This is a genomic window from Dickeya sp. Secpp 1600 (assembly GCF_003049805.1).
Taxonomy (GTDB): Bacteria; Pseudomonadota; Gammaproteobacteria; order Enterobacterales; family Enterobacteriaceae; genus Dickeya; species Dickeya fangzhongdai.
Window position 1 is genome coordinate 3,736,958 of the sequence record NZ_CP023484.1, and the last position, 26,026, is coordinate 3,762,983.

The 26,026-nt window shown below is 55.5% G+C and carries 24 protein-coding genes; 10 read left to right on the forward strand and 14 right to left on the reverse strand.

Annotation, left to right across the window (positions count from 1 at the left end; genetic code table 11):
- Window positions 1–61 precede the first annotated feature (61 nt).
- The 6 genes from hscB to trmJ form a co-directional block, all read right to left on the reverse strand.
- Window positions 62–580, reverse strand: a complete 519-nt coding sequence (gene hscB, locus CPA59_RS16580; RefSeq protein ID WP_038666815.1) for a co-chaperone HscB — start codon at window positions 578–580, stop codon at window positions 62–64.
- 97 nt (window positions 581–677) lie between these two features.
- Window positions 678–1,001 carry an iron-sulfur cluster assembly protein IscA gene (iscA, locus tag CPA59_RS16585; RefSeq protein WP_033569586.1) on the reverse strand — a complete coding sequence of 108 codons (324 nt, stop codon included), beginning with the start codon at window positions 999–1,001 and terminating at the stop codon, window positions 678–680.
- 25 nt (window positions 1,002–1,026) lie between these two features.
- Entirely contained in the window at window positions 1,027–1,410 is a 384-nt protein-coding gene (gene iscU / locus CPA59_RS16590; RefSeq protein WP_013318966.1) for a Fe-S cluster assembly scaffold IscU, read from the reverse strand.
- Window positions 1,411–1,434: 24 nt separating this feature from the next.
- Window positions 1,435–2,649 carry a cysteine desulfurase gene (gene iscS / locus CPA59_RS16595; protein WP_033569585.1) on the reverse strand — a complete coding sequence of 405 codons (1,215 nt, stop codon included), beginning with the start codon at window positions 2,647–2,649 and terminating at the stop codon, window positions 1,435–1,437.
- A gap of 56 nt (window positions 2,650–2,705) precedes the next feature.
- Window positions 2,706–3,200, reverse strand: coding sequence for a Fe-S cluster assembly transcriptional regulator IscR (iscR, locus tag CPA59_RS16600; protein WP_013318968.1), 495 nt, complete (start codon window positions 3,198–3,200; stop codon window positions 2,706–2,708).
- A 125-nt stretch (window positions 3,201–3,325) separates the two neighbouring features.
- Window positions 3,326–4,075, reverse strand: coding sequence for a tRNA (cytosine(32)/uridine(32)-2'-O)-methyltransferase TrmJ (trmJ, locus tag CPA59_RS16605; protein WP_038666807.1), 750 nt, complete (start codon window positions 4,073–4,075; stop codon window positions 3,326–3,328).
- 126 nt (window positions 4,076–4,201) lie between these two features.
- On the opposite strand from trmJ, the gene suhB reads away from it, so the two are divergent.
- The 4 genes from suhB to CPA59_RS16625 all read left to right on the forward strand — a co-directional run bounded on the left by suhB (window position 4,202) and on the right by CPA59_RS16625 (window position 8,167).
- Complete coding sequence (suhB, locus tag CPA59_RS16610) at window positions 4,202–5,005, forward strand: inositol-1-monophosphatase (protein WP_038666804.1); 804 nt, start codon at window positions 4,202–4,204, stop codon at window positions 5,003–5,005.
- Between the two features lie 163 nt (window positions 5,006–5,168).
- Window positions 5,169–6,293, forward strand: coding sequence for an ABC transporter substrate-binding protein (locus tag CPA59_RS16615; RefSeq protein ID WP_038919862.1), 1,125 nt, complete (start codon window positions 5,169–5,171; stop codon window positions 6,291–6,293).
- A 96-nt stretch (window positions 6,294–6,389) separates the two neighbouring features.
- Window positions 6,390–7,379, forward strand: coding sequence for an iron ABC transporter permease (locus CPA59_RS16620; protein ID WP_255412307.1), 990 nt, complete (start codon window positions 6,390–6,392; stop codon window positions 7,377–7,379).
- Window positions 7,376–8,167, forward strand: a complete 792-nt coding sequence (locus CPA59_RS16625) for an ABC transporter ATP-binding protein (RefSeq protein WP_038666793.1) — start codon at window positions 7,376–7,378, stop codon at window positions 8,165–8,167. Before CPA59_RS16620 ends, CPA59_RS16625 begins: the two co-directional genes overlap by 4 nt.
- 133 nt (window positions 8,168–8,300) lie before the next feature.
- Here CPA59_RS16625 and CPA59_RS16630 read toward each other — a convergent pair whose 3' ends face one another.
- The 5 genes from CPA59_RS16630 to glyA form a co-directional block, all read right to left on the reverse strand.
- Entirely contained in the window at window positions 8,301–9,422 is a 1,122-nt protein-coding gene (locus CPA59_RS16630; RefSeq protein WP_038919865.1) for an ABC transporter substrate-binding protein, read from the reverse strand.
- A gap of 192 nt (window positions 9,423–9,614) precedes the next feature.
- Window positions 9,615–10,655: a nickel/cobalt transporter gene (locus CPA59_RS16635; RefSeq protein WP_107760138.1), complete on the reverse strand. Its 1,041-nt coding sequence runs from the start codon at window positions 10,653–10,655 to the stop codon at window positions 9,615–9,617.
- Window positions 10,646–11,308, reverse strand: a complete 663-nt coding sequence (locus tag CPA59_RS16640) for a DUF1007 family protein (protein WP_049854672.1) — start codon at window positions 11,306–11,308, stop codon at window positions 10,646–10,648. Before CPA59_RS16640 ends, CPA59_RS16635 begins: the two co-directional genes overlap by 10 nt.
- Before the next feature lie 45 nt (window positions 11,309–11,353).
- On the reverse strand, window positions 11,354–12,502 hold the full coding sequence (locus CPA59_RS16645) for a 3-phenylpropionate MFS transporter (RefSeq protein WP_038919868.1): 1,149 nt from the start codon (window positions 12,500–12,502) through the stop codon (window positions 11,354–11,356).
- Between the two features lie 134 nt (window positions 12,503–12,636).
- Window positions 12,637–13,890, reverse strand: coding sequence for a serine hydroxymethyltransferase (glyA, locus tag CPA59_RS16650; RefSeq protein WP_038919869.1), 1,254 nt, complete (start codon window positions 13,888–13,890; stop codon window positions 12,637–12,639).
- A 335-nt stretch (window positions 13,891–14,225) separates the two neighbouring features.
- Here glyA and hmpA point away from each other — a divergent pair, with 335 nt between their 5' ends.
- The 6 genes from hmpA (at window position 14,226) to pemA (ending at window position 23,344) form a co-directional block, all read left to right on the forward strand.
- Entirely contained in the window at window positions 14,226–15,413 is a 1,188-nt protein-coding gene (hmpA, locus tag CPA59_RS16655; protein ID WP_245167453.1) for an NO-inducible flavohemoprotein, read from the forward strand.
- A 510-nt stretch (window positions 15,414–15,923) separates the two neighbouring features.
- Complete coding sequence (gene pelA, locus CPA59_RS16660) at window positions 15,924–17,102, forward strand: pectate lyase PelA (protein WP_038919871.1); 1,179 nt, start codon at window positions 15,924–15,926, stop codon at window positions 17,100–17,102.
- Window positions 17,103–17,519: 417 nt separating this feature from the next.
- A complete protein-coding gene (pelE2, locus tag CPA59_RS16665) occupies window positions 17,520–18,722 on the forward strand; it encodes a pectate lyase PelE2 (protein WP_038919872.1) in 1,203 nt (400 codons plus the stop codon).
- A 527-nt stretch (window positions 18,723–19,249) separates the two neighbouring features.
- Window positions 19,250–20,428, forward strand: coding sequence for a polysaccharide lyase (locus CPA59_RS16670; RefSeq protein WP_038919873.1), 1,179 nt, complete (start codon window positions 19,250–19,252; stop codon window positions 20,426–20,428).
- 77 nt (window positions 20,429–20,505) lie between these two features.
- Window positions 20,506–22,161 carry a pectin acetylesterase PaeY gene (gene paeY, locus CPA59_RS16675; protein ID WP_107760142.1) on the forward strand — a complete coding sequence of 552 codons (1,656 nt, stop codon included), beginning with the start codon at window positions 20,506–20,508 and terminating at the stop codon, window positions 22,159–22,161.
- A gap of 82 nt (window positions 22,162–22,243) precedes the next feature.
- Window positions 22,244–23,344: a pectinesterase PemA gene (gene pemA, locus CPA59_RS16680; RefSeq protein WP_038919875.1), complete on the forward strand. Its 1,101-nt coding sequence runs from the start codon at window positions 22,244–22,246 to the stop codon at window positions 23,342–23,344.
- Between the two features lie 125 nt (window positions 23,345–23,469).
- Here the strand turns inward: pemA and glnB are convergent, their stop codons facing one another.
- The 3 genes from glnB to qseG form a co-directional block, all read right to left on the reverse strand.
- Window positions 23,470–23,808 carry a nitrogen regulatory protein P-II gene (glnB, locus tag CPA59_RS16685; protein WP_013318986.1) on the reverse strand — a complete coding sequence of 113 codons (339 nt, stop codon included), beginning with the start codon at window positions 23,806–23,808 and terminating at the stop codon, window positions 23,470–23,472.
- A gap of 85 nt (window positions 23,809–23,893) precedes the next feature.
- The gene (gene glrR / locus CPA59_RS16690) at window positions 23,894–25,231 is read right to left on the reverse strand and encodes a two-component system response regulator GlrR (protein ID WP_038666757.1); all 1,338 of its coding nucleotides are present in this window, start codon (window positions 25,229–25,231) and stop codon (window positions 23,894–23,896) included.
- The gene (qseG, locus tag CPA59_RS16695) at window positions 25,228–26,025 is read right to left on the reverse strand and encodes a two-component system QseEF-associated lipoprotein QseG (protein WP_038919876.1); all 798 of its coding nucleotides are present in this window, start codon (window positions 26,023–26,025) and stop codon (window positions 25,228–25,230) included. Before qseG ends, glrR begins: the two co-directional genes overlap by 4 nt.
- Between the last annotated feature and the right edge of the window lies 1 nt (window position 26,026).

The following is a 26,026-nucleotide window of genomic DNA, read 5'->3' on the forward strand; positions in this document are numbered from 1 at the left end:
TGGCGGGCGGGCGACGATACGGCCATATGGCCAACGACGGTCCCGCCGGATTGAATTTTACTTATCGTTCCAGCAATTGTTCTTCGAGTTGTTCAACCTGCTGCCGGAGTCGATCAAAAAAGCGCAGTTTACGTACCGTATCCGCCGCATCCGGCCAGGATTCCTCATCCAGCTCGCGCTGCATTTGCTCGCTGCGCTGACGGATCATCCCATTCAGACGCTGTGCAAATGCCGCCAATGCGGTTTCCGCATCCGGACGACGTTCAATCTCGTCCAGTTCTTCGCGCAGTTCCATCTGCTCCATCAGGAATGCGGTGTCATGAAGCGTATGCTGCTCGTTGCTTAAATCAAAACCGTGCAAAGATAACATATACTCCGCGCGTTTCAGCGGATGTTTCAGCGCCTGATAGGCATTATTGATGGTCGCAGCCTGTTGTAACGCCATCATGCGTTCACGTTCCGGGCTGGCGGCGAAGCGGTCGGGATGAAACTGGCGCTGCAGTTCCTGAAACCGGGAAGCAAGCAGGCTGCCATCCACGTTATAGCGAATCGGCAGCCCGAATAAAGTAAAGTAATCCATAGTGTGCTCTGAGTTCGCAGACAATCAATGCGCGCCCGCCGCTTTACATGCCGGAGCACACAAAGCGGCGGGAGTCGGTCAACAGGCCGACCGGCGGTCAGACGTTAAAGCTTTCGCCGCAACCGCACTCGCTGGAAACGTTAGGGTTATTGAATTTGAAGCCTTCGTTCAGCCCTTCCTTGACGAAATCCAGTTCGGTGCCGTCAAGGTAGACCAGGCTTTTGCCATCAATAATGACCTTCACGCCCTTGTCTTCAAACACCACATCATCGGTGTTCAGTTCATCAACAAATTCCAGCACATACGCCATACCGGAACAACCGGATGTTCTCACACCCAGACGCAGGCCGATGCCTTTGCCGCGATTGACCATAAAGGCATTGACGCGTTGCGCAGCGCTGTCGCTCAGGGAAATCGACATAGCAAACCTCTAATTCATCTGCCCGTTATTTGTCGCGTTTGCTCTTGTAATCGGCGATGGCGGCCTTGATGGCGTCTTCAGCCAAAATCGAGCAGTGGATTTTCACCGGCGGCAGTTCCAGTTCTTCGGCGATCTGGGTGTTTTTAATGGATTCGGCTTCGTTCAGGCTCTTGCCCTTCACCCACTCGGTCACCAGCGAGCTGGAGGCGATAGCGGAACCGCAACCGTAGGTTTTGAAGCGGGCATCTTCGATGATTCCCTGCTCGTTAACCTTAATCTGCAGCTTCATGACGTCGCCGCAGGCCGGTGCGCCTACCATACCGCTGCCGATGCTCGGATCCGACGAATCAAACGAGCCGACGTTGCGCGGGTTTTCATAGTGATCAATTACTTTTTCGCTGTAAGCCATAATATACGTCCTGATTCCTGCGAATTAATGATGCGCCCATTCGATGCTGCCGATATCCACGCCCTGCTTGAACATTTCCCACAGCGGAGACAAGTCGCGCAGGCGGCCGATGGATTTGCGAACCAGATCGATGGTGTAGTCAATTTCTTCTTCAGTAGTGAAGCGGCCCAGTGAGAAACGGATGGAACTGTGCGCCAGTTCATCGTTCATCCCCAGCGCGCGCAGCACATAGGAAGGCTCCAGGCTGGCGGAAGTACAGGCCGAGCCGGAAGACACCGCCAGATCTTTCAACGCCATGATCAGCGATTCGCCTTCCACGTAGTTGAAGCTGACGTTCAGGATATTAGGCGCGCCCTGTTCCAGGTCGCCGTTCAGGTATACTTCCTCAATATCGTTGATACCGTTCCACAGGCGATCGCGCAGGCTACGCAGGCGTGCCGCTTCTTCCGCCATTTCTTCTTTGGCGATGCGGTAGGCTTCGCCCATGCCCACGATCTGGTGCACCGGCAGGGTGCCGGAACGCATGCCGCGCTCGTGGCCACCGCCGTGCATCTGCGCTTCGATGCGCACACGCGGCTTGCGACGCACATACAGCGCGCCAATCCCTTTCGGGCCGTAAATCTTGTGGCCGGAGAAGGACATCAGGTCGACTTTCAACTGGCTGAGGTCAATCGGCAGTTTACCCACGCTCTGGGTCGCGTCGACATGGAAAATGATGCCGCGGCTACGGCACATTTCGCCGATGGCAGCGATATCCTGCACCACGCCGATTTCGTTGTTCACATGCATAATGGACACCACGATGGTGTCATCGCGCATGGCGGCTTCCAGCTCTTTCAGGTCGATGATGCCGTTACGCTGCGGCGCCAGGTAAGTCACTTCAAACCCTTCGCGCTCCAACTGGCGGCAGGTATCCAGCACGGCTTTGTGTTCCGTCTTGCTGGTGATGATGTGCTTGCCTTTCTTCTGGTAGAAGTTCGCCGCGCCCTTGATAGCCAGGTTGTCGGACTCGGTGGCGCCGGAAGTAAAAACGATCTCACGCGGATCCGCGCCGACCAGTTCAGCAATCTGGTTACGAGCGATATCCACCGCCTCTTCCGCCTGCCAGCCAAAACGGTGGGAGCGGGAAGCGGGGTTGCCGAACGTGCCGTCCAGGGTCAGAAACTGCATCATTTTTTCCGCCACGCGCGGATCGACCGGCGTCGTGGCGGAATAATCCAGATAAATCGGTAACTTCATTGCTCTTAAACTCCGTACATCACTTCAAAACGTTCAAGGCGTTTTGTTCTTTTTTTTCAGGCACGCAAGTTGACGTTAATGGTTTCTTGTATGCGTCCGTTGGCGGTACGACGCACGTCAGCATCCTGACGATCCGCGACGTCCAGAATCTCTTTGTTATTAACCAGTTCATCCAGGGTGATGTTGTTGAGGAACTCGCTGATGCGGTCGCTCAGATCGCGCCACAGCGTATGGGTCAGACAGCGATCGCCGCCCTGACACCCTTCTTTCCCCTGGCAGCGGGTGGCGTCCACGGATTCATCCACGGCGGAGATGACCGAACCGACAGCGATTTCGGCGGCATCTTTACCCAACAAATAGCCGCCGCCCGGGCCACGCACGCTGGCAACCAACCCATGCTTGCGCAGGCGAGAAAACAGCTGTTCCAGATAAGAAAGCGAAATACCCTGACGTTCAGAGATGTCAGCCAGTGGAACCGGGCCTTCTTTTGAATGCAGCGCCACATCGAGCATGGCGGTAACGGCGTAGCGGCCTTTAGATGTCAGTCTCATGTTAATGGTATCCGTAAGATAAACATGTATTATTAAGACAAGTATTATGAGTCAATCATACATAGCACAGTCATGAGTCTGACATTCCCGAGTGTTTCAGTCAACTATTTAACCGAGTAAATAACTCAACTATTGTCCTGCGGCTTGTCCGTCGACGAGGCGGTCTTGGTGATCGCGCTCAGGATGCCGCGCAGAATATTGAGCTCCTGGTTTTCCGGACGGGCGCGGGTAAACAACCGGCGCAGCTTGTTCATCACCTGCCCCTGATGCGCCTGGCGAATGAAACCGGTGTGCAGCAGCGTCTCTTCCAGATGCTGATAAAAGCGCTCCAGATCATCCGCCAGCGGGTATGGACTCTCCTCATGCGCCGGCTCGCCCTGTTGCTGGCGATCCAGCCAGGCGACGCGCACCTCATAGGACAGGATCTGTACCGCCATCGCCAGATTGAGCGAGCTGTACTCCGGATTAGCGGGGATCGCCACATGGTAGTGGCATTTCTGCAGTTCCTCATTCGTCAGCCCCACGCGCTCGCGACCGAACACAATCGCCACCGGCGCGCGCTGCGCTTCCTGAATACTGCGCACGCCGCACTCGCGCGGCTCCAACATCGGCCAGGGCAAGGTACGGGAACGGGCGCTGGTGCCCACCACCAGACCACAGCCTTCCAGCGCCTGATCGAGAGAATCAACGATGGTGGCGTTGCCAATAACATCACTGGCGCCGGCAGACAACGAAATGGCCTGCGAATCGGGTTTGACCAGCGGATTGACCAGCCAGAGATTGGTCAACCCCATGGTTTTCATCGCCCTGGCCGTTGACCCCATATTGCCGGTATGTGAAGTTTCCACCAGCACAATGCGTATATTCTGTAACATGCGGACTCTGTCATATGAAACGAAAACCGGCGTATATTAACACAAACTTCTCTGTTTTCTCTTTCTCCCGCTATCTGCTATACTCCGCGCCGTTTTCTGTTCTTTAACATTCTTGTGGACGATACCATGCATCCGATGCTTAACATCGCCGTGCGCGCAGCGCGCAAAGGCGGCAACCTGATAGCTAAAAACTATGAAACGCCTGACGCCGTTGAGGCCAGCCAGAAAGGCAGTAACGATTTTGTCACCAACGTTGACCGTGATGCAGAACGCCTGATTATTGAGGTCATCCGCAAAGCCTATCCGCAGCACACCATTATTGGTGAAGAATGTGGTGAACTGGTTGGCGAAGATCAGGACGTACAATGGATTATCGATCCCCTGGATGGCACAACCAACTTCATCAAACGTCTTCCCCATTTTGCCGTTTCCATCGCCGTTCGCGTCAAAGGCCGCACCGAAGTGGCCGTGGTCTACGATCCGATGCGTAATGAGCTGTTCACCGCCACCCGCGGTCAGGGTACCCAGTTGAACGGCTACCGTCTGCGCGGCAGCAACGCCCGCGATCTGGACGGCACTATTCTCGCGACCGGTTTCCCGTTTAAGCACAAACAGCACAGCGCCAGCTATCTGCGCGTACTGGAAGCGCTGTTCGGCCAGTGCGCCGACTTTCGCCGCACCGGTTCCGCCGCGCTCGATCTGGCTTATGTAGCGGCCGGCCGTGTGGACGGGTTCTTTGAAATCGGTCTGAAACCGTGGGACTTCGCTGGCGGCGAACTGCTGGTGCGTGAAGCCGGCGGCATCATTACCGACTTCATCGGCGGCCACAACTATCTCGCTTCCGGCAACATCGTCGCCGGTAACCCGCGCGTGGTGAAATCCCTGCTGTCGACCATCCGCGAGCAACTGAGCGACGCGCTGAAGCGTTAACACCTTCTGTGGGCATGTCGTCAGGCATGCCCCTGCTATTATTTTTCTTTACAACTCAGCCCTGTTGAGTGAAAGTTTAATTTTATATGATAATAATTATTAAACTCATTCATTTGCGTCGGGGATTATCCCCGTCTATCAGCAGTTCATGACAGGAAGAATCATGTTAAAGAAATCATGGCGTCACCTTTTGCTGGCTACCACACTGACCACCTCCTTCACCAGCTTCGCCACCCAATATCCCCTCACCGTTACTGATATCGACGGACAAAGCGTCACCATCAAACAGGAACCACAGCGCATTGTGCTGCAGGACGGCCGCGATATCATGGCGATGGCGCTGCTGGACCGCGATAACCCGTTTAACCGTCTGGTCGCCTGGAACAATTTGCCGAAAAAACAGGACACCGCCACCTGGGATCTGCTGAAAGGCAAATGGCCGCAGTCTGAAAGCATTCTGGACATGGGTTTCAGCGACAAGGGTGAAGTGGAACTGGAAAGTATTCTGGCCAAAAAACCTGACCTGATGATCGCCCAACTGCGTGCCAAACCGGCTCTGATGGAAAACGGCGTGATCGGCAAACTGAACGCGCTGCACATTCCGCTGGTGTTTGTGGATTATGAAATCAATCCGGCCAAAAATACCGCGCCCAGCGTCGATCTGCTTGGCAAGGTGCTAAACCGTGAAGAAAACGCCAAAGCGTATACCGACTTTTACCGCCAGCACTTTGACAACATCCAGAAGGTGACTGCAGGCATCGCCACCAAACCTAACGTGTTCATTGAGCCTATCGCCGGCAACACCGATGCCTGCTGCTTCACCCATTCCCACAGCGGCTGGGGCGGCTTGCTGGAAGGCATCGGCGCGAAGAACATCGGTTCCGGACTGTTGCCGGGCGCGTCCGGCTTTGTCTCACTGGAAAAAGTGATCAGCGAAAAACCCGATACCTACATCATGACCGGTTCCAAACGCGGCAACGGCACCAGCAAGATTCTGCCGTTCGGCTATGACGCCAGCAACAGCGACATTCAGGACAAAGCCAAAGCGCTGCTGAGCCGTACCGGCATCGACCAGGTTCCTGCGATTAAAGCCGGTCAGGTTTACGGGGTATACCACCACTTCTATAACCATCCGTACAACATCGTCGGTATGGAGTATCTGGCCAAAGCGGTGTATCCGAAGCAGTTCAGTACGCTGAACCCGGACGATACCTATCACTATATCGTTCGCCATTTCACCACCCTGCCTGACAACAACTTTGTGTTTGCCCGCAAACTGGCCGAGTAATTCATGAGTGTAACCACCGAATCCCCTATCAGCCGTGTCAGCACGGCTGAAAACAGCGCGCTAACCCATTATCGGCATATCATTCGCCATCGGCTGATGGTGATGGCGGTGCTGGTCGTAGCGATTGTCGCCTCCCTGCTGCTGGACTTTGTGCTCGGTCCTTCCGGCCTGCCGCTGGATGTGCTGTGGCAAACGCTAACCGACCCCGCCAACGCAGACGCCGGTAGCCGCGTCATCGTCTGGGACATCCGCCTGCCGTATGCGCTGATGGCGGTGGTGGTCGGTCTGGCGTTGGGGCTGGCGGGCGCAGAGATGCAAACCATCCTGAACAACCCGCTGGCCAGCCCGTTCACACTGGGCGTGTCCTCCGCGGCGGCATTCGGCGCGGCGCTGGCAATCGTATTGGGGATCGGTATTCCGGGTATTCCGGCGCAATGGTTCATTTCAGCCAACGCCTTCCTGTTCGCGCTGCTGGCGGCGCTGCTGCTCGACGGCATTACCCGCTGGACCAAGGTAGCGACATCCGGCGTGGTGTTGTTCGGGATCGCGCTGGTGTTCACCTTTAACGCGCTGGTGTCCATCCTGCAATTCATCGCCAACGAAGATACGTTGCAGGGGCTGGTGTTCTGGACCATGGGCAGCCTGGCGCGCTCATCCTGGGAAAAATTCGGCATTCTGCTGGCGGTGTTGGCTATCGTGATGCCGCTATCCATGATGAGCTCATGGAAGCTGACCGCATTGCGTTTGGGCGAAGATCGCGCCATCAGTTTCGGCATCAACGTGCGCCGTTTGCGTCTGGCCACGCTGCTGCGCATCAGTTTCCTGTCGGCGCTGTCGGTAGCGTTCGTCGGGCCGATTGGCTTCATCGGTCTGGTGGCGCCGCATATTGCCCGCATGATTTTCGGCGAGGATCACCGCTTCTATTTGCCGGCCAGCGCCCTGACCGGCGCGCTGGTGCTGTCGCTGGCATCCGTTGTATCCAAAAACCTGCTGCCGGGCGTCATCATTCCGGTAGGGATTGTCACTTCGCTGGTAGGGGTTCCTTTCTTCCTCAGCATCATTCTGCGTAACCGGGGGAACGTATGAGTCACAACGGACTGGCGATTTCTCGTTTTTCAGCGGGCTACCCCAGACGAACCGTCATTAACGATCTGTCGGTTCCGCTGCTGCCGCGCGGCAGGATCACCGTACTGCTGGGGCCGAACGGCAGCGGCAAGTCGACGCTGCTGCGCGCACTGGCCGGGCTGGGGCAAGCGCAAGGCGATCTGCTGTTGGATGATGTCAACCTGATGCAGTTGCCGTTCGCCAAACGGGCGGAAAAAGTGGTGTATCTGCCGCAGTCATTGCCTGCTGGCGTGCATCTGCACGTACTGGAATCGATTATCGTCGCCCAGCGCGCGTCCGGCGGGTTGCATCACAGCAGCAACGAAGACGAGGTGCTGACGCTGCTCAGGCAGTTGGGCATTTCGCATCTGGCGATGAGCTATCTGGACCAGCTTTCCGGCGGTCAGAAACAGCTGGTCGGGTTGGCGCAGTCGCTTATCCGTCAGCCTTCGCTGCTGTTACTGGATGAGCCGCTCAGCGCGCTCGACCTCAACTACCAGTTCCACGTGATGGATCTGGTACGTCAGGAAACCCGCAAGCGCAATATCGTGACGGTAGTGGTGGTGCACGACATCAATATCGCGCTGCGTCATGGCGACCACGTGCTGATGCTCAAAGACGGTAAGCTGATCGCCGATGGCGAGCCGGCCGAGGTAATCAGTGAAGAGAGCCTGGCGCAGGTGTACGGCGTTCGCGGCCGCATCGAACGCTGCTCTCGCGGTATTCCGCAGGTGATGATTGACGGGCTGGTTGCCGAACCAACCCTGTAAACCACGCAGCTCATAAAAAACGCCCCGACCATGCAGATGATCGGGGCGTTTTGTTATTCACGTTTTTTCTTCACGTTTGGTTATTGCCGTTCTGTTGCGATCAGCCGCCCGATAAAGGCGGCATCATCGCTGGTCAGGATTTCGCCGGCAGCGTCACCCAGTAACCCGGCTGGTACGGCAACGGCAGGAATTTCTCATGGAAAGTACGGAAGGTGGCATCCGGATCGATATCTTTGAACAAGTCCGGGTGCAGCCACTTCGCCATCGCCTGAATCGCCACAAACTGATACGGGCTGTCATAGAACTGATGCCAGATGGCATGCGCCTTGCCGTTGGTGGCGACCGGCAGCGTTTTGAATGCGGAGCGTTCCATCAGCTTCTGCAAGCGCTGCAGCGCCTGTTGCTGGTCGGCCCCCGGCCCTACGCCAACCCAGCCGTTGGCGGTGTTGTAGTTCTTCCAGTTGGCGCCGGTGACGATCACCACGTCCGGACGCGCGCTGATAATCTGCTCCGGATTCAGGGTGCCGAAAGTACCGGGGATAATGCCTTTGGCGATATTGATGCCGCCCGCGACTTCCACCATTTTCCCGAAGTTTTCATTACCGAATGACATGCAGCACTCTTCGTCATAGCCACCGGCGCGGTCGATCATCACCTTCGGACGCGGCCCCTGATAGTTCTTCAGGCGATCGGTCACGATATCAATCTGCTGACGGCGGAACTGAACGATCTCTTCGGCGCGCGCCGGTTTGCCCAGCAGCTGGCCCATAATGCGAATGCTTTTCTCGGCGTTTTCAAACGGTTTTTCGCGGAAGTCGATAAACACCACCGGAATGCCCAGACCGCTGAGTTTTTCAATCAGTTTGGCTTCATCGGTAGCGGCTTTCGCTTCCAGGTTCATCAACACCAGATCCGGCTTCAGGTTCACCGCCTGCTCAACGTTGAAGGTGCCGTCTTTGGCGCCGCCGAAGGTCGGCAGTTGTTTAATCTGCGGATATTTATGTTCATAAGCCAGATAGCCGTCATAGTCGGCTTTCGGCAAGTCGTCACGCCAGCCGACCACGCGCTGGAACGGCGCATCGGTATCAAACGCCGCCAGCAGATAAATCTGCCGCCCTTCCCCCAGAATCACGCGCTTAACTTCAGACTTGATCTCGACTTTTCTGCCGCTAACGTCTTCCACCACAATGGGGGCAGCCCGGACTGCCGAAACCAGCCCCAACGCCATGCCAACGGCACACAACCACTTTTTCATTCTGTTATTCCCTGCCTGTTTTACGGATAATGAGAGTCATTATCATTCAATGTAAATAATAAAGTTACGGTTACATTCGGGCAATCTTTTTTACATGAAAAGACAGGATATTTATCGATACGTGATGGTGATCGAACGGCGGAAACATGACCGCCGTAGAGCAACGAAACAGGCTTGATTCGCGGCGGGGCGCTACCCCATCAGCGGCCGAATCCCGCCCATCACATCCGGTTGCGTGGAGAGGTAAAGCACAATGCCGGCAAAGGTCAGCGCCATACCGCCCGCCAGCGACAACACCGACCAGACAAGCGCTTGCCAGCGTGGAGAGGAAAACGCGCCGGCGCGGCTTAAACGCTCCAGTTGCCGGCGGCAGAACAGCACCGCCACGCCCAGCAGCGAGACGGTAAGCGCGGTCCCCAGCGCCATGGTCAGGGCCGAGATCACGCCCCAGACAAACACGTCCAGCACTTTGGCGAACAGCAATACCAGTATCGCGCCGGAACACGGGCGCAATCCCATCGCCAACACCACCATCAGACGGGTACGCCAGCCATCGCCGTGATTGAGCGCTTCTGCCGTCGGCACGTGCTGATGACCGCAACCGCAGTGTTCATCGTGCTGATGGCCTACGGCAGGTGCCAGCCGGACGCCGGACGCCGACGCATCAAGCGGCGTTAACGAGCGGATACGCGGTTTGGCGCGGGAAAACAGCAACGCCCGCAGACGTCTGAATGCGCGCAGGCACAGCCAGCCGCCGAGCCCGGCCACCAGCACAAAGCTGCTTTTCTCCATCCAGAAACTGCCGATGTGCAAAGCACGGCTGGAAAGCTGCAACACCGCCAGCACCAGCGTCACCAGTACGATCGCTACCGTCCCTTGCAACAAGGCGGAGGCAAAGGTCAGTTGCAAACTGCTTTTCAGCCGGGACGGGTGGGTCGCCAGATAGGTGGCGATCACCACTTTGCCATGACCAGGGCCAACCGCATGCAGCACGCCATACGCCAGGCTGAACATCACCAGCGTCCAGCCGGCCTGATGAGGTTGCGCCCGCACTTGCTCCATCAAATCCGACATTTGCTGATGCAGCGACCTCTGCCATTCAATGTTTTGCATCAGAATCGACGGCCACCAGACCATTGCCTGCCATGCCGCCGCGCCTGTCAGCAGTAAAAACAGCGCCAGCGGCCACCAGCGCAGATAATGTCGGGTCACGTGCGCATGATTTACCGGCATTGCAACGTGACCTGTTGAGCAAACTGTTTTCCCAATTCCACGTCTTTAGTCGGTTTGGCGTTCTTGTCCAGCGACAGCGCGTAGGACTGGAGCGACGCATCCGGTTTGGGCGTCATGAGCGTGGTTTTACAACGCGCGGCCAGCGCAGAGGCTACCTGAATCGCGTTATCGTCCTTATAGGACATATCCACGAAATAGGTGGGATCATAGGTGGAAATCAGTAACGGCGCGCCCGCCAGCGGTTGCGGGTGCGCCAGCGGCAACACAAACTCCAGCACCGCTTTGTTGCCTGCGCGGGAGAGATGGTATTCCGTTGGCAACGGCTGGTATTTCACCGGCTTTCCATCCCGATAAATATCCGTGAAGTAGTGCTGCCCCAGCACATTCGCCATCACCTCGGCGGCCAGTTTTTTCCACACCTCCGAGTCTTTGGCGGCATTGCCGGCGTCGTACAGCAAATCGGCGGAAGTAATAGGATCCATAGTCCAGTTCATGCGCAATCCGGTTATCTGATCGTCTTTCCCTTCCACGGTGGTTTTCATATCGATAAAACTGTGCGGATGGGCCAGCGCCGGGCCGGATACCGCCACCGTGGTCAACAGCAGGCAGCTTACCCAACGGAATGAAAAGCCTAAATTGTTATAATGTAACATTTTCTATCCTGACCGTTTTCGCCTGTCACTGATGCGCCGTCTTACTCAGCGCGAGCGAGTGCTTACCTGCGGGCGCAGCATGAACGCCGGCAGCACCAGCAACGCCATCACCCAGAAGGTTCCGCCCTGAAGGTACTCAAACAGAAAGCCGGACACCACCGTCATCACGGCGACCGCGCCCCCGGTGCCCAGCGCCGAATAGGCCGCCTGCAAGCGCAGCACGTCCGCATCGTCGCGTGAGGAGATAAACCGCATGGCGGCCAGGTGGCAAACCGTAAAGGTGCCGCAATGTAAAATCTGCATCACGATAAGCCACGGCAGCGACACCGTCGCGCCCATCAGGCTCCAGCGCACCACGCCGCACAGCGCGGACAGCATCAGCAACCCGGACGCGCTCCAGTGCCCGAACAGACGCTTGCTCAGCGCAAAAATGACAATTTCCGCCACCACGCCCAGCGACCACAGATAACCGATAACCGCCGCCGAATACCCCGCCTGCTGCCAGTAAATGACGCTAAAGCCGTAGTAGGCAGCATGAGCGCCCTGTAACAAGGACACGCTCAGCAGAAAGCGCCAGACCGCCGGTTCGCGCAGCAAGACGAGCCACGGCGTGGCGGCCGTCTGCGTCTGGTGTCGTTTGACTGAGGCGGGCATCACATGCGGCCGCAACGCCATACCCAGCAGCATCGACAGCAGCCCCGCCGCCAGTGTCGCCAGAATCGCCTGATGCCCCCAAACCGCCACCAGTTGCCCGGTCACGGCGGAGCCAATCACAAACGCAACCGAGCCCCACACCCGCACCCGGCCGTAATCCAGCGGGATCTGTTTTTGCCAGGTCGCCGCCAGCGCATCCGTAAGCGGAATCAATGGCGCGAAGAACAGGTTGAAGCCGAGCATCACCAGCATCAGCCACAACCAGGCGCTGCCCAGCCAGAATCCGATGGAGGTCAGCACTGACAACAACGCCAGCAACCGCAGTACGGTAATCAGCCGGGCGGGGTCTTTCACCAGCGGGGTAATGAACAGGCTGCCGGCAAACCGCGCCACCAGCCCGGCGCCGAGCAGAATGCCGATCGCCTCGGCGGATAGTCCCTCGCCTTTGAGCCAGCCGCCCCAGAATGGCAGAAAAATGCCATAGCTGAAGAAATAGGTGAAATAGCCGAGCGCCAGCCAGTACGTTGATTGCAGAACCATATTGCCTCTCCTCTACGGTCGGTTACTCTGTCAGAGAGCCGGAGCGGAAGCAACGGGAAGCAGAAAAACAAACGCCAGCCCGAAGGCTGGCGTTGGCGGCGCGCCCGAGCAACTCGGACGCATCAGGCAGGCTATCAGGCGTAAACCGGGAAACGGGCGCAGATATCCAGCACTTTCTGTTTGACGCGCTCAATAACCGCTTCATCGCTGATGTTGTCCAGCACATCGCAGATCCAGCCGGCCAGTTCGCGCACTTCCGCTTCTTTGAAACCGCGACGGGTTGCCGCCGGCGTACCGATACGGATACCGGAGGTCACGAACGGGCTCTTCGGATCGTTCGGCACGCTGTTTTTGTTTACGGTGATGTTGGCGCGGCCCAACGCCGCGTCAGCGTCTTTACCGGTCAGGTTTTTGCTGACCAGATCCAGCAGGAACAGGTGGTTATCGGTACCGCCGGACACCACGTTGAACCCGCGGGACAGGAACACTTCTACCATCGCTTTGGCGTTTTTCGCTACCTGCTGCTGGTAGGTTTTGAACTCCGGCTCCATCGCTTCTTTCAGCGCCACGGCTTTACCGGCGATGACGTGCATCAACGGGCCGCCCTGGCCGCCCGGGAATACGGCGGAGTTCAGTTTCTTGTACAGATCTTCGTCGCCGCCTTTCGCCAGGATCAGGCCGCCGCGCGGACCCGCCAGGGTTTTGTGGGTGGTGGTGGTCACGATGTGAGCGTGCGGAACCGGGTTCGGATAAACGCCCGCGGCGACCAGACCAGCGACGTGCGCCATGTCGACGAACAGATAAGCGCCGATGCTGTCGGCGATTTCACGCATTTTCGCCCAGTCAACGATGCCGGAATACGCGGAGAAGCCGCCCACGATCATTTTCGGCTGGTGAGTGCGGGCCAGCTCGGCCATTTCGTCATAGTTGATCTTGCCGCTGTCATCGATACCGTAAGGCACGACCTTATACAGTTTACCGGACAGGTTGACCGGTGAACCGTGAGTCAGGTGGCCGCCGTGCGCCAGGTTCATGCCCAGAATGGTGTCGCCCGGCTGCAGCAGCGCGGTGTAGACAGCGAAGTTAGCCTGAGAGCCGGAGTGCGGCTGTACGTTGGCGTAGTCGGCGCCAAACAGTTCCTTGGCGCGGTCGATCGCCAGTTGTTCAACCACGTCAACGTATTCGCAACCGCCGTAGTAGCGTTTGCCCGGATACCCTTCGGCGTATTTGTTGGTCAGCTGAGACCCCTGGGCCTGCATGACGCGTGGACTGGTATAGTTTTCTGACGCAATCAGTTCAATGTGCTCTTCCTGACGCACCACTTCTTGCTGCATTGCTTGCCATAGCTCGGCATCGTAATCGGCAATGTTCATTTCACGCTTTAACATCCGCATCTCCTGACTCAGCTAACTTGCTTCTTTATTAAAAATCACCCAAAGGGCCGTGGGCACATAGTGTAAACCGTTTTTGACTGGCGATGATAGGGCTTGACAGAGGTTTTTACGCAAACGATTAGCTACAGGCTACGCAAGGCTTTCCGTCTTTCCGGGATTCGCCATTCTGGCTGACTTTTTCTCATCCGCAACCTGCATTTTTTTCATGCGCCTTTGCCCTTGTGCGTTACCCCGGCCCCACGCCTGACCACCACAGGGGATTTACAGGCAACGCCCTTTTCAATAAGATGCATTTTAAATACAACTTAAAGACAACAATGAGGTTCACCATGCTGGATCAACAAACCATCGCCACCATCAAATCCACCATTCCCCTGCTGGCCGAAACCGGCCCGGCGCTGACCGCTCACTTTTATCAGCGGATGTTCCGCCATAATCCGGAACTGAAAGATATCTTCAATATGAGTAATCAGCGCAATGGCGATCAGCGTGAAGCTCTGTTTAATGCCATTTGCGCCTACGCGACACATATCGAAAACCTACCGGCGCTGTTGCCTGCGGTAGAGCGCATCGCCCAAAAGCATGCCAGCTTCAATATCCGGCCGGAACAGTACCAGACAGTGGGCGCTCACTTGTTGGCAACGCTGGAAGAAATGTTCCAGCCCGGTCAGGCGGTGCTGGATGCCTGGGGCAAGGCCTACGGCGTGCTGGCGGATGTGTTTATTCAGCGGGAAAGCGACATTTATCAGCACAGCACCGGACAACACGGCGGCTGGCATGGCACACGACCGTTTCGTATCGTGGCGAAACAGCCGCAGAGCAGCCTGATCACCAGCTTTACGCTGGAACCGGTGGATGGCGGCCCGGTCGCCGCATTCCGTCCCGGTCAGTATCTGGCGGTATACATCCGCGATAAACGTTTTGAATATCAGGAGATTCGTCAGTACTCACTAACGAATGAACCCAACGGGCGCTATTACCGTATTGCGGTCAAGCGGGAAACGATGGGCAGCGTATCGGGCTATTTGCACGATGTCGCCCGTGAAGGCGATGTGATTGAGCTGGCGGCCCCGCACGGCGATTTCTATCTTGAGGTCGCGCCAAAGACGCCGGTGGCGCTGATTTCCGCCGGTGTCGGTCAAACGCCGATGCTCAGCATGTTGCATAGTCTGAAAAATCAGCAGCATCAGGCAGATATCTTCTGGTTGCACGCGGCTGAAAATACAGAGGTACATGCCTTTGCCGATGAAGTCGCCGACATTGCCGCGACGCTGCCGCAGTTGCAATCCTATGTCTGGTATCGGGAAGCATCATCGCAAGCAGCACCTCCCGCGCAGGTTTTTCACGGACTGATGGCGCTGAATGATCTTCCGGAACCACTGCCGGTGACAAACCTGCACTGTTATTTATGCGGCCCGGTCGCCTTTATGCAATTTGCCGCCCGGCAGTTGCTGGAATTGGGGATTACCGAATCGCAGATTCATTACGAATGCTTTGGTCCGCACAAGGTGATATAACCGGTAAAAGGTTATATTCATTCACACCAGCAGGCCGGTAATTCGGCCTGTTCTATTTCCATTTATTTCCCAAAAACAAATACCGGGGCAGAAATAACCTGACGGGTTAACCGCTGCTGTTTCGTAATCGTTTCATTTACCATCGCGTCATGCTGACAAATAAAAACCGGCCAGGAAAAACAACGCCCCCGCCCCTCTGCTCGCTTTTTATTCCCGAACGGAAAAATAGTTAAGCCTGCCTTTATAAATAAGAAATAAAAAACACAATGTTACATTTAAAACACCATTTCATTATCAACAGATATTGAAAAACAAATAAATAGATCGTATTCATTGGCGGCCCTTAAGTGGCAGCATCGCCGACACTTCAACATTGATAATTAAATATTATTAATAGGTGATGAGACGCCTAACAGGCTGCCATTGGGGGGCAATAAATAAAAATAACCCATCGATGTATATGGAAATTATTTTTAACAATCAACACAGGATTCTAGTAAGGAAAATACGATGAACAAAGCTTCAGGACGTTCTTTTACCCGCTCCTCAACATGTCTGCTGGCTGCACTGATCGCCGGCGCGATGACCTCTGGCGTTTCCGCCGCCGAACTGGTTAACAGCAAAGCGCTGGAATCCGCTCCCGCCGCTGGCTGGGCGTCGCAAAACGGTTCCACCACCGGCGGCGCCGCCGCAACCAGCGATAATATCTACGTCGTTACCAATATCAGCGAATTCACCAGCGCACTCAGCGCCGGCGCCGTCGCAAAAATCATCCAGATCAAAGGCACGGTCGATATCAGCGGCGGTACGCCCTACAAAGATTTTGCTGACCAGAAAGCCCGCAGCCAGATCAACATTCCGGCTAACACCACCGTGATCGGGATTGGCGCCGACGCCAAATTCATCAACGGTTCTCTGATTATCGACGGTACCGACGGCACCAATAACGTCATCATCCGTAACGTCTACATCCAGACGCCAATTGACGTAGAACCGCATTACGAAAAAGGCGACGGTTGGAATGCCGAATGGGATGGCATGAACATCACCAACGGCGCTCACCACGTGTGGGTCGACCACGTCACCATCAGTGACGGCAGCTTTACTGATGACATGTACACCACCAAAGACGGCGAAACTTACGTCCAGCACGATGGCGCGCTGGATATCAAACGCGGTTCCGACTACGTTACCATCTCCAACAGCCTGTTCGATCAGCACGACAAGACCATGCTGATTGGTCACAGCGACACCAACTCCGCTCAGGATAAAGGCAAGCTGCACGTCACGCTGTTTAACAACGTGTTCAACCGCGTAACCGAGCGCGCGCCGCGCGTACGCTACGGTAGCGTCCACAGCTTCAACAACGTCTTCAAAGGCGACGTAAAAGATCCGGTGTACCGTTACCTGTACAGCTTTGGTATCGGCACCAGCGGCAGCGTGCTGTCCGAAGGCAACAGCTTCACCATCGCCAACCTGAGCGCCAGCAAAGCGTGCAAGGTGGTGAAGAAATTCAACGGCTCCATTTTCTCCGACAATGGTTCCGTCCTGAATGGCAGCGCCGCCGATCTGTCCGGTTGCGGTTTCAGCGCCTACACCAGCGCGATTCCTTACGTTTACGCCGTTCAGCCGATGACCACCGAACTGGCGCAATCCATTACGGACAACGCCGGTTCAGGCAAGCTGTAATTCCCGTTCTTTTGTTCACCACGGCTGCCCCACGGGCGGCCGTTTTTACTTGTCCCCCCTGGCTTCATCCGCCTGCCCTTTCTTCATGCCAATTTCGTGCTCACGCCGCCGACCAAATCATCAATATAAATTAACTATAATCACCCAAGGCATTGAGATTAAAAACATAATTCATTGATTTTAATTAAAAACAAAAACAAATTCACGTAACACAAAGTTACAAATGCAGTCAATAGGTTATTTTTTATTAATAAACGCCATTACCATCGTCGTGATGTAGCTCACAAAATAGACACCAAAAGCGCATAAACATTCGCCAAGACAAAAGGTGAAATGGTATTTCGTTTTTAGACACACGAGTAACAAATAGACACCATTGGATCGCTCCCTGAGCACACAAGGAAAAGGAAAATTGTCATGAACAACTCACGTTCAACACAGAAAACAACAGGACGTTCAGCCCTGGGAACCAAAAGCGCGCTGGCGGCGATTATCGCCACCACCATGATGGTTTCCGTGGCTTCCGCTGCCAGCCTGCAAACCGCCAAGGCGACAGAAACGGCCTCAACCGGTTGGGCGACGCAGAGCGGCGGCACTACCGGCGGCGCCAAAGCGTCATCATCCAAAATCTACGCGGTGAAAAACATCAGCGAATTCAAAGCGGCGCTGAACGGAACCGATTCGTCGCCCAAGATCATCCAGGTAACAGGGGCAATTGATATCAGCGGCGGCAAAGCCTACACCAGCTTTGACGATCAAAAAGCCCGCAGCCAGATCAGCATTCCGTCCAATACCACCATCATCGGTATCGACAGCAAAGGCAAATTCACCAACGGCTCGCTGGTGGTGAAAGGCGTCAGCAACGTTATCCTGCGTAACCTGTATATCGAAACGCCGGTAGACGTAGCGCCGCATTACGAAGAAGGGGATGGCTGGAACGCAGAATGGGACGCAGTGGTGATTGACAGCACAGACCACGTCTGGGTTGACCATGTTACCATCAGCGACGGCAGCTTCACCGATGACAAATACACCACCAAAAACGGCGAAAAATATGTCCAGCACGATGGCGCACTGGATATCAAACGCGGCTCCGACTATGTGACCGTTTCCAACAGCCGCTTCGAACTGCACGACAAAACCATCCTGATCGGCCACAGCGACAACAATGGTTCGCAGGATTCCGGCAAACTGCGCGTGACCTTCCACAACAACCTGTTTGACCGGGTCGGCGAACGTACCCCGCGCGTACGCTTCGGTAGCGTCCACGCTTACAACAACGTTTACGTTGGCGACGTCAACCACAAAGCCTACCGCTATCAGTACAGCTTCGGTATCGGCACCAGCGGTAGCCTGCTGTCTGAGTCCAACGCGTTTACCATTGATAACCTTAAGAAGATCAGCGGACGCGACAAGGAATGCAGCGTGGTCAAAGCGTTTAACGGTAAGATCTTCTCTGATAAGGGTTCGATCATCAACGGCGCTTCGTACAATCTGAATGGTTGCGGCTTTGGCTTCAGTTCATATACCGCCAAGATCCCGTACAAATATTCAGCCCAGACCATTACCACCAGCCTGGCAAACAGCATCAGCAGCAACGCGGGTTACGGCAAACTGTAATTTTCCGCTCCATCGCACAAGGCCACTGCAAGAGTGGCCTTTTACTTTCCCCACATCCCCATCACTCATATCGCTGCTGTTTTCTCCAAAGATCGTCCCAATACAGTTCTGGCTAATCCAGCCTTGCCGCAGGCGCGCCATCCAGCAGCCGACCGGGTTTCCCATGAAAGACAGGGATAAACCGGCATTAGTAAGAACCTCAGATTAATAAAATTCTATTTAATAAAAATCGAATCAATTGTTAACTATTTTAGTTATTCCAGATAAAAACACCGGACCATATCACTGAATTTAAAAGAAAATTTAATTCAACATCCATTATGAAAAGTTACCGGTCTCGATCACACTTTAGATAAAATTAATCACCCTCATAAAAAAAACGAGATTTTGATCACAAAACAAACAATCAAAAACGCTTAAAAATCCGCCTTGCCAAAGGACAAAATGGCATTTCATTTTTTTCACAAACACTTTTTAATTTTCAACAATGCAATTGGATTAGCGCCTACAGCGCAAGGAAACGGTCTATGAACAACACTCGTGTGTCTTCTGCAGGAACCAAAAGCCTACTGGCAGCCATTATCGCCACCGCGATGATGACTTCCGCAGCCCACGCAGCCAGCCTGCAAACCACTAAAGCGACAGAAGCGGCCTCAACCGGCTGGGCAACGCAGAGCAACGGCACCACCGGCGGCGCCAAAGCAACCTCAGCCAAAATCTATGCAGTAAAAAGCATCAGCGAATTCAAAGCGGCGCTGAACGGTACGGATACCGATCCCAAGATCATCCAGGTAACAGGGGCGATTGATATCAGCGGCGGCAAAGCCTACACCAGCTTTGACGATCAGAAGGCCCGCAGCCAGATCAGCATTCCGTCCAATACCACCATCATCGGTATCGGCAGCAACGGCAAGTTCACCAACGGTTCGCTGGTAGTGAAAGGCGTCAGCAACGTTATTCTGCGTAACCTGTATCTCGAAACGCCGGTGGATGTGGCGCCGCATTACGAAACAGGGGATGGTTGGAACGCCGAGTGGGACGCCGCGGTGATTGATAACTCAGACCACGTCTGGGTTGACCATGTCACCATCAGCGACGGCAGCTTCACCGATGACAAATACACCACCAAAAACGGTGAAAAATACGTCCAGCACGACGGCGCGCTGGATATCAAGAAAGGGTCCGACTTCGTCACCATTTCTTACAGCCGCTTCGAACTGCACGACAAAACCATCCTGATCGGCCACAGCGACAGCAATGGCTCACAGGACTCCGGCAAACTGCGCGTGACCTTCCACAACAACGTGTTCGACCGCGTTACCGAGCGTACTCCGCGTGTCCGCTTTGGTAGCATCCACGCTTACAACAACGTGTATCTGGGCGACGTGAAGCACAGCGTCTACCCGTATCTGTACAGCTTCGGTCTCGGCACCAGCGGCAGCATCCTGTCTGAAGCCAACTCCTTCACGCTCTCCAACCTGAAGAGCATCGATGGCAAAAACCCGGAATGCAGCATCGTGAAAGCCTTTAACAGCAAGGTATTCTCCGATAAAGGCTCGCTGGTTAACGGTTCGTCAACCACGAACCTGGATACCTGCGGCCTCACCGCTTACAAACCGACTCTGCCGTACAAATATTCGGCTCAGACCATGACGAGCAGCCTGGCTAGCAGCATCAACAGCAACGCAGGCTACGGCAAACTGTAATTTCTCTGCCGGCAACAGCGGCCACTTGAAAAAGTGGCCGTTTTTTGCATCAATCGCAGGGAGAAGAGGTCATCATCATGCTAATAATTACCTGGAAACGTACCCTTTTTCTCGGTTCCCTGCTTTGTCTGCCCATCTCTTTTGCGCAGGCTGAAAGCACCGCTCCGGAAACATCTGTTACCCCCTCGAACCCGACACTCAATGTCGCTACCCTGGCGCCCAACACCCTGATTAGCGGCAGAGTGGCCTACCGCGACATACGGTTTCCCGCCACGCTGCTGATCAAAGACCAGCGCGGCGTAGAGCGCAAAGTAAAAACCGACATTCAGGGGCGATTTTATGCCGACGTATCTTCGCTGGTTACGCCTCTGCGCCTGTCCGCCATCGAAGCTGGCGGGCAAAACTGTCTTGCCAGCAACCAGCTTCGCGCCGTCTGCCTGAGCGCGCTGGTTCCACAATTACGTGATGGTCATGAAAATCACATTAATATCAATCCGCTGACCGATCGCATTCTGTCTGACGTTGCCGCGTCAGCGGGCTATATTGGCCCGCAGCAACTGATCGATGCCACTGCCTTGCCGGCATTGTCGGCCGCATCCTGGGAAACCGCCTACCGCGAATTCCATGCCGGTTTCGACGATGCGCTGAAGCAGGCCGGTATCACCGTTCCCGCCCAGTTCGACCCGTTAACCTATCCGGATACGCAAACCCCGGCTTTTACCCAGGTTTTGCAGGTCATCAATCATGCCCGCAATTACCACAATGACAGCGGCCAGGCCGGCCACACCGTGCTGACTGACATCGCGTTTCGTCCGATTATCGGGCTGAATGCCTCCGGCAGTTACGAGCCATTGGACCTGACCAGCGCCAGTCAGCATCGCAAAGCGCTTGAGCGGGCGCGTACCCGAATTTTCATCGTCAGCGATTCAACCGCGGCAACCTATGAAAAAGCACGCTTCCCCCGGATGGGATGGGGACAGGTATTTGAACAGCAGTTCCGCCCCGGCAGTCAGATCGCCGTCGTGAATGGCGCCCGCTCCGGACGCAGCTCACGCGATTTCTACTACGAAGGCTGGTTCCGCCAGATGGAGCCTTTCATGCGGCCGGGCGATTATTTGTTTATCGGTATGGGGCACAACGATCAGAACTGCGATAGCCAGAAAGCGGTTCGCGGCGCGGCGGATGTCGCCAACCTCTGTACTTACCCCAACAGCGCCGACGGCAAGCCGCAATACCCGCAGGGCAAACCGGATATGTCTTTCCAGATCTCACTGGAACGCTACATTCGTTACGCGCGGGCGCATCGGATGATACCGGTATTGCTGACCCCGACGGCGCGCGTCAAAAACGCCGAAGGAAAGAACGGGACACCGGCGGTCCACAGCCACCTGACAAAACAGAACAAAGCCGGCGGTTATGCCTTTATCGGCGATTACACGCAGACCATCCGCGATACGGCCAGCAAGAACAAAGTGCCGCTGCTGGATGTGGAAACCGCGACGCTGGCGTTGGCCAATCAGGGCGACGGCCAGCAATGGCAGCAATACTGGCTAGCGGTAGACCCGGAACGTTACCCCTATTACCGCGACCAGGCAGGCAGCCTGACTCAGCCCGACACCACCCACTTCCAGCAGAAAGGCGCGCAGGCGGTCGCGACGATAGTCGCCGACCAGATCAGCGCCACGCCTTCGCTGCGGGAACTGGCGGGCAAGCTGCAACCGACTGGTCGGTAATGCTGTGAAATAGGTTTTATAGGACGTTACTCGTGCATGAAGCACCTGGACCTCTGTCATCCACCACTAAAGGAATATGTGTATGTTAAAAACGATCTCAGGAACCCTCGCGCTGTCGCTGATTATCGCCGCCAGCGTACATCAGGCACAGGCAGCGACAACCTACAACGCTGTGGTGTCAAAATCCGCCAGCGACGGCAAAACGTTCAAAACCATTGCCGACGCGATTGCCAGCGCCCCGGCGGGCAGTACGCCGTTCGTCATTCTGATCAAGAACGGCGTCTATAACGAACGCCTGACGATTACCCGCAGTAACCTGCACCTGAAAGGCGAAAGCCGTAGCGGTGCCGTCATTGCCGCCGCTACGGCGGCGGGCACCCTGAAGTCGGACGGCAGCAAATGGGGAACGGCGGGCAGCAGCACCATCACCATCAGCGCCAAGGATTTCAGCGCCCAATCGCTGACCATTCGCAACGACTTTGATTTCCCGGCCAATCAGGCCAAAAGCGACAGCGACAGCAGTAAAATCAAGGATACGCAGGCGGTAGCGCTGTACGTCAACAAAAGCGGCGACCGCGCCTACTTCAAAGACGTCAGCCTGATCGGCTATCAGGACACGCTGTATGTTTCCGGCGGCCGCAGCTTCTTCTCCGATTGCCGTATCAGCGGCACAGTTGACTTTATCTTTGGCGACGGCACCGCGCTGTTCGACAACTGCGATCTGGTTTCCCGTTATCGCGCTGATGTGAAAAGCGGCGGTATCTCCGGTTACCTGACTGCGCCCAGCACCAACATCAATCAGAAGTATGGTCTGGTGATCACCAACAGCCGCGTGATTCGGGAAAGCGATTCGGTACCGGCAAAAAGCTACGGGCTGGGTCGCCCCTGGCATCCGACAACAACGTTCTCTGATGGCCGTTACGCGGATCCGAACGCTATTGGTCAGACCGTTTTCCTGAACACCAGTATGGATAACCATATTTATGGTTGGGACAAGATGTCCGGCAAGGACAAAGACGGCAATACCATCTGGTTCAATCCGGAAGATTCCCGTTTCTTCGAGTACAAATCCTATGGTGCGGGAGCGGCGGTGAGCAAAGACCGTCGGCAACTGACCGACGCACAGGCGAAAGAGTACACCCAGAGCAAAGTACTGGGCGACTGGACGCCGACACTCCCCTGACGGATTGCCAGTCTGATGCCACAATCGCCACCTCCCCCAGGAGGTGGTTTAAGGCTGACAACAAAACAGCCAGCCGCTAGCGGCTGGCTGTTTGTCTTTCCGAAACACGAAAAACACGACCGCTGTCAGATGGCGGCTTCGTCCTCTTCGCCGGTGCGGATACGGATTACACGAGCTACATCAAAGACAAAGATCTTGCCGTCGCCGATCTTGCCGGTCTGCGCGGTGCTCATGATGGTTTCCACACAGGTATCAACGATATCGTCGGACACCACGATCTCAATTTTCACTTTCGGCAGAAAATCCACCATGTATTCGGCGCCGCGATACAGCTCCGTATGGCCCTTCTGGCGTCCGAATCCTTTTACTTCCGTGACCGTCATCCCGGTGATGCCAACCTCGGCTAACGCTTCGCGTACATCATCCAGTTTGAATGGTTTAATAATCGCATCAATTTTTTTCATGGTGAAATCCTAATCATCACTATGTAGCGGCCAGAGCCAGCACGGCGAAATCATGATCGGCCATGCAATTCACAATAACTTAACACTATTCTTTAAAATCGTTGGCGTCCAGTTCGTGCCGCGCCAGCAATTTATAAAATTCCGTACGGTTTCGCCCCGCCATGCGCGCCGCCTGTGTCACGTTACCTTTGGCGATCTGCAGTAATTTGCGCAGGTAATTGAGCTCAAACTGATTACGCGCTTCGGCAAACGTAGGCAGCGCCGTATTTTCCCCTTCCAGCGCCTGTTCCACCAGCGCATCGCCAATTACCGGCGCACTGGTCAGCGCGACGCATTGCTCAATCACATTGACCAGTTGCCGCACGTTGCCCGGCCAACTGGCCGCCATCAGGCGTTTCATGGCGTCCGTCGAAAAACTGCGTACAAAGGGTTTGTGTCGTGCCGCCGCTTCACGCAGCAAGTGGTTGGCCAACAGCGGAATATCTTCAGCTCGCTCATTCAACGCAGGCAGTTTGAGATTCACCACATTGAGGCGATAGTAAAGATCCTCACGAAACTCCCCTTTCTCCATCGCTTTAGGTAAATCACGATGGGTGGCGGAAATAATCCGCACATTGATGTCTATATCCCGGTTACTGCCCAGCGGCCTGATCTTACGCTCCTGCAATACGCGCAACAGCTTCACCTGCAACGCGAGCGGCATGTCGCCGATTTCATCCAGAAACAGCGTACCGCCTTCCGCCGCCTGGAATAACCCCTCGCGCTGGCTGACTGCGCCGGTAAAGGCCCCGCGGGCATGACCGAATAATTCGGATTCCAGCAAAGGTTCCGGCAATGCGCCGCAGTTGATGGCGATAAACGGCCTTCCCGCCCGGGGGCTGGCGGCGTGAATCGCCTGCGCCAGCACCTCTTTCCCGGTGCCGCTCTGACCGTTAATCAATACGCTGACATCCGACTGCGCCACCATTTTGGCCTGTTCAAGCAGGCGCAGCATAATCGGACTGCGCGTCACTACCGCTGCGCGCCAGCTCTCATCGCTTGCCGGCGGCGACAGCTTAAGCGCATCATCAATCGCTTTGTATAACGCGTCGCGATCAACCGGCTTGGTCAAAAAGCTGAATACGCCCTGCTGCGTTGCCGCCACCGCTTCAGGGATAGAACCGTGCGCAGTCAGGATAATCACCGGCATTCCCGGCTGATTTTTCTGGATTTCGGCAAACAAGGCCAACCCATCCATTTCATCCATGCGCAAGTCACTGATCACCAGATCGATTTTTTCCCGCAGCAACAACCGCAACGCGTCCTGACCGCTGGTTGCCGTGGTGACGGTAAACCCTTCGCTGGTCAGGCGCATTCCCAGTAATTTCAATAGGCTGGGATCATCATCCACTAACAGCAGGCTGGCGGATTTTCGGGTGGTCATTCGCTTTTCATTCCTTTTTTCACCACAGCGGGCGGCGTTTCGCTTTCACCGCTTTTTACCGCCCGACGCCCTTCGCCATCCGGCAAATCGCCCTGAACCGGCTTACGCGATGAGAGCTGACGTTCGATATCGGTCAAATTTTCCAGTTTACGCGTCGTGGCTTCCAACTGGGATTGCAACTGATTCTGCTGTTCATGCATAACTTCCAGCTGTTTGTCGCTGTTTTCCTGTGTGCGCTGGAAGCGCTGGCGCTCATCGGCCAGGGTCAACATCAGGTTCTGTTTATCCAGCCAGACCTGAAACAGCGGCAGCAACGTCAGCGGCACATTCAGCCGATGACGGTTCAGTTGTTCAATAATCTGGCGGCGCTCCTGCACTGTGGTTTCGGCATTATCCAGCAAGATGGCCTGACGGAACAAACCGCTCCAGTCATTCTCTCCCACCAACAACGTCTGCTGCCGGGCCTGCGCCGGCGTCATGCGTGAAGCGCAATCCATCACACGTAACCAGTACAACGCGTTGTTCATCGCATCGGTGTTATGGAGTTGCCACAACCGCCCACAGGACATGGTGCGGTAATCCGCCACCTGCTCTTTAGGCGGACTGACTATCTCTGTCCCTCGCCGCTCGGCGGGGGTATTGTCGTTATCCTGAGCGCAGCCAGCCAGTAAAACAGCCATCAAAAATAGCCACGGCAGGATCAGCAGCTTTTTCAGCGCGGCAACCGCCTCCGGGCCGGACAACAACATCACCGGACCTCGTAACGACAGGAGGCTTAACAACCGTGCAATCATG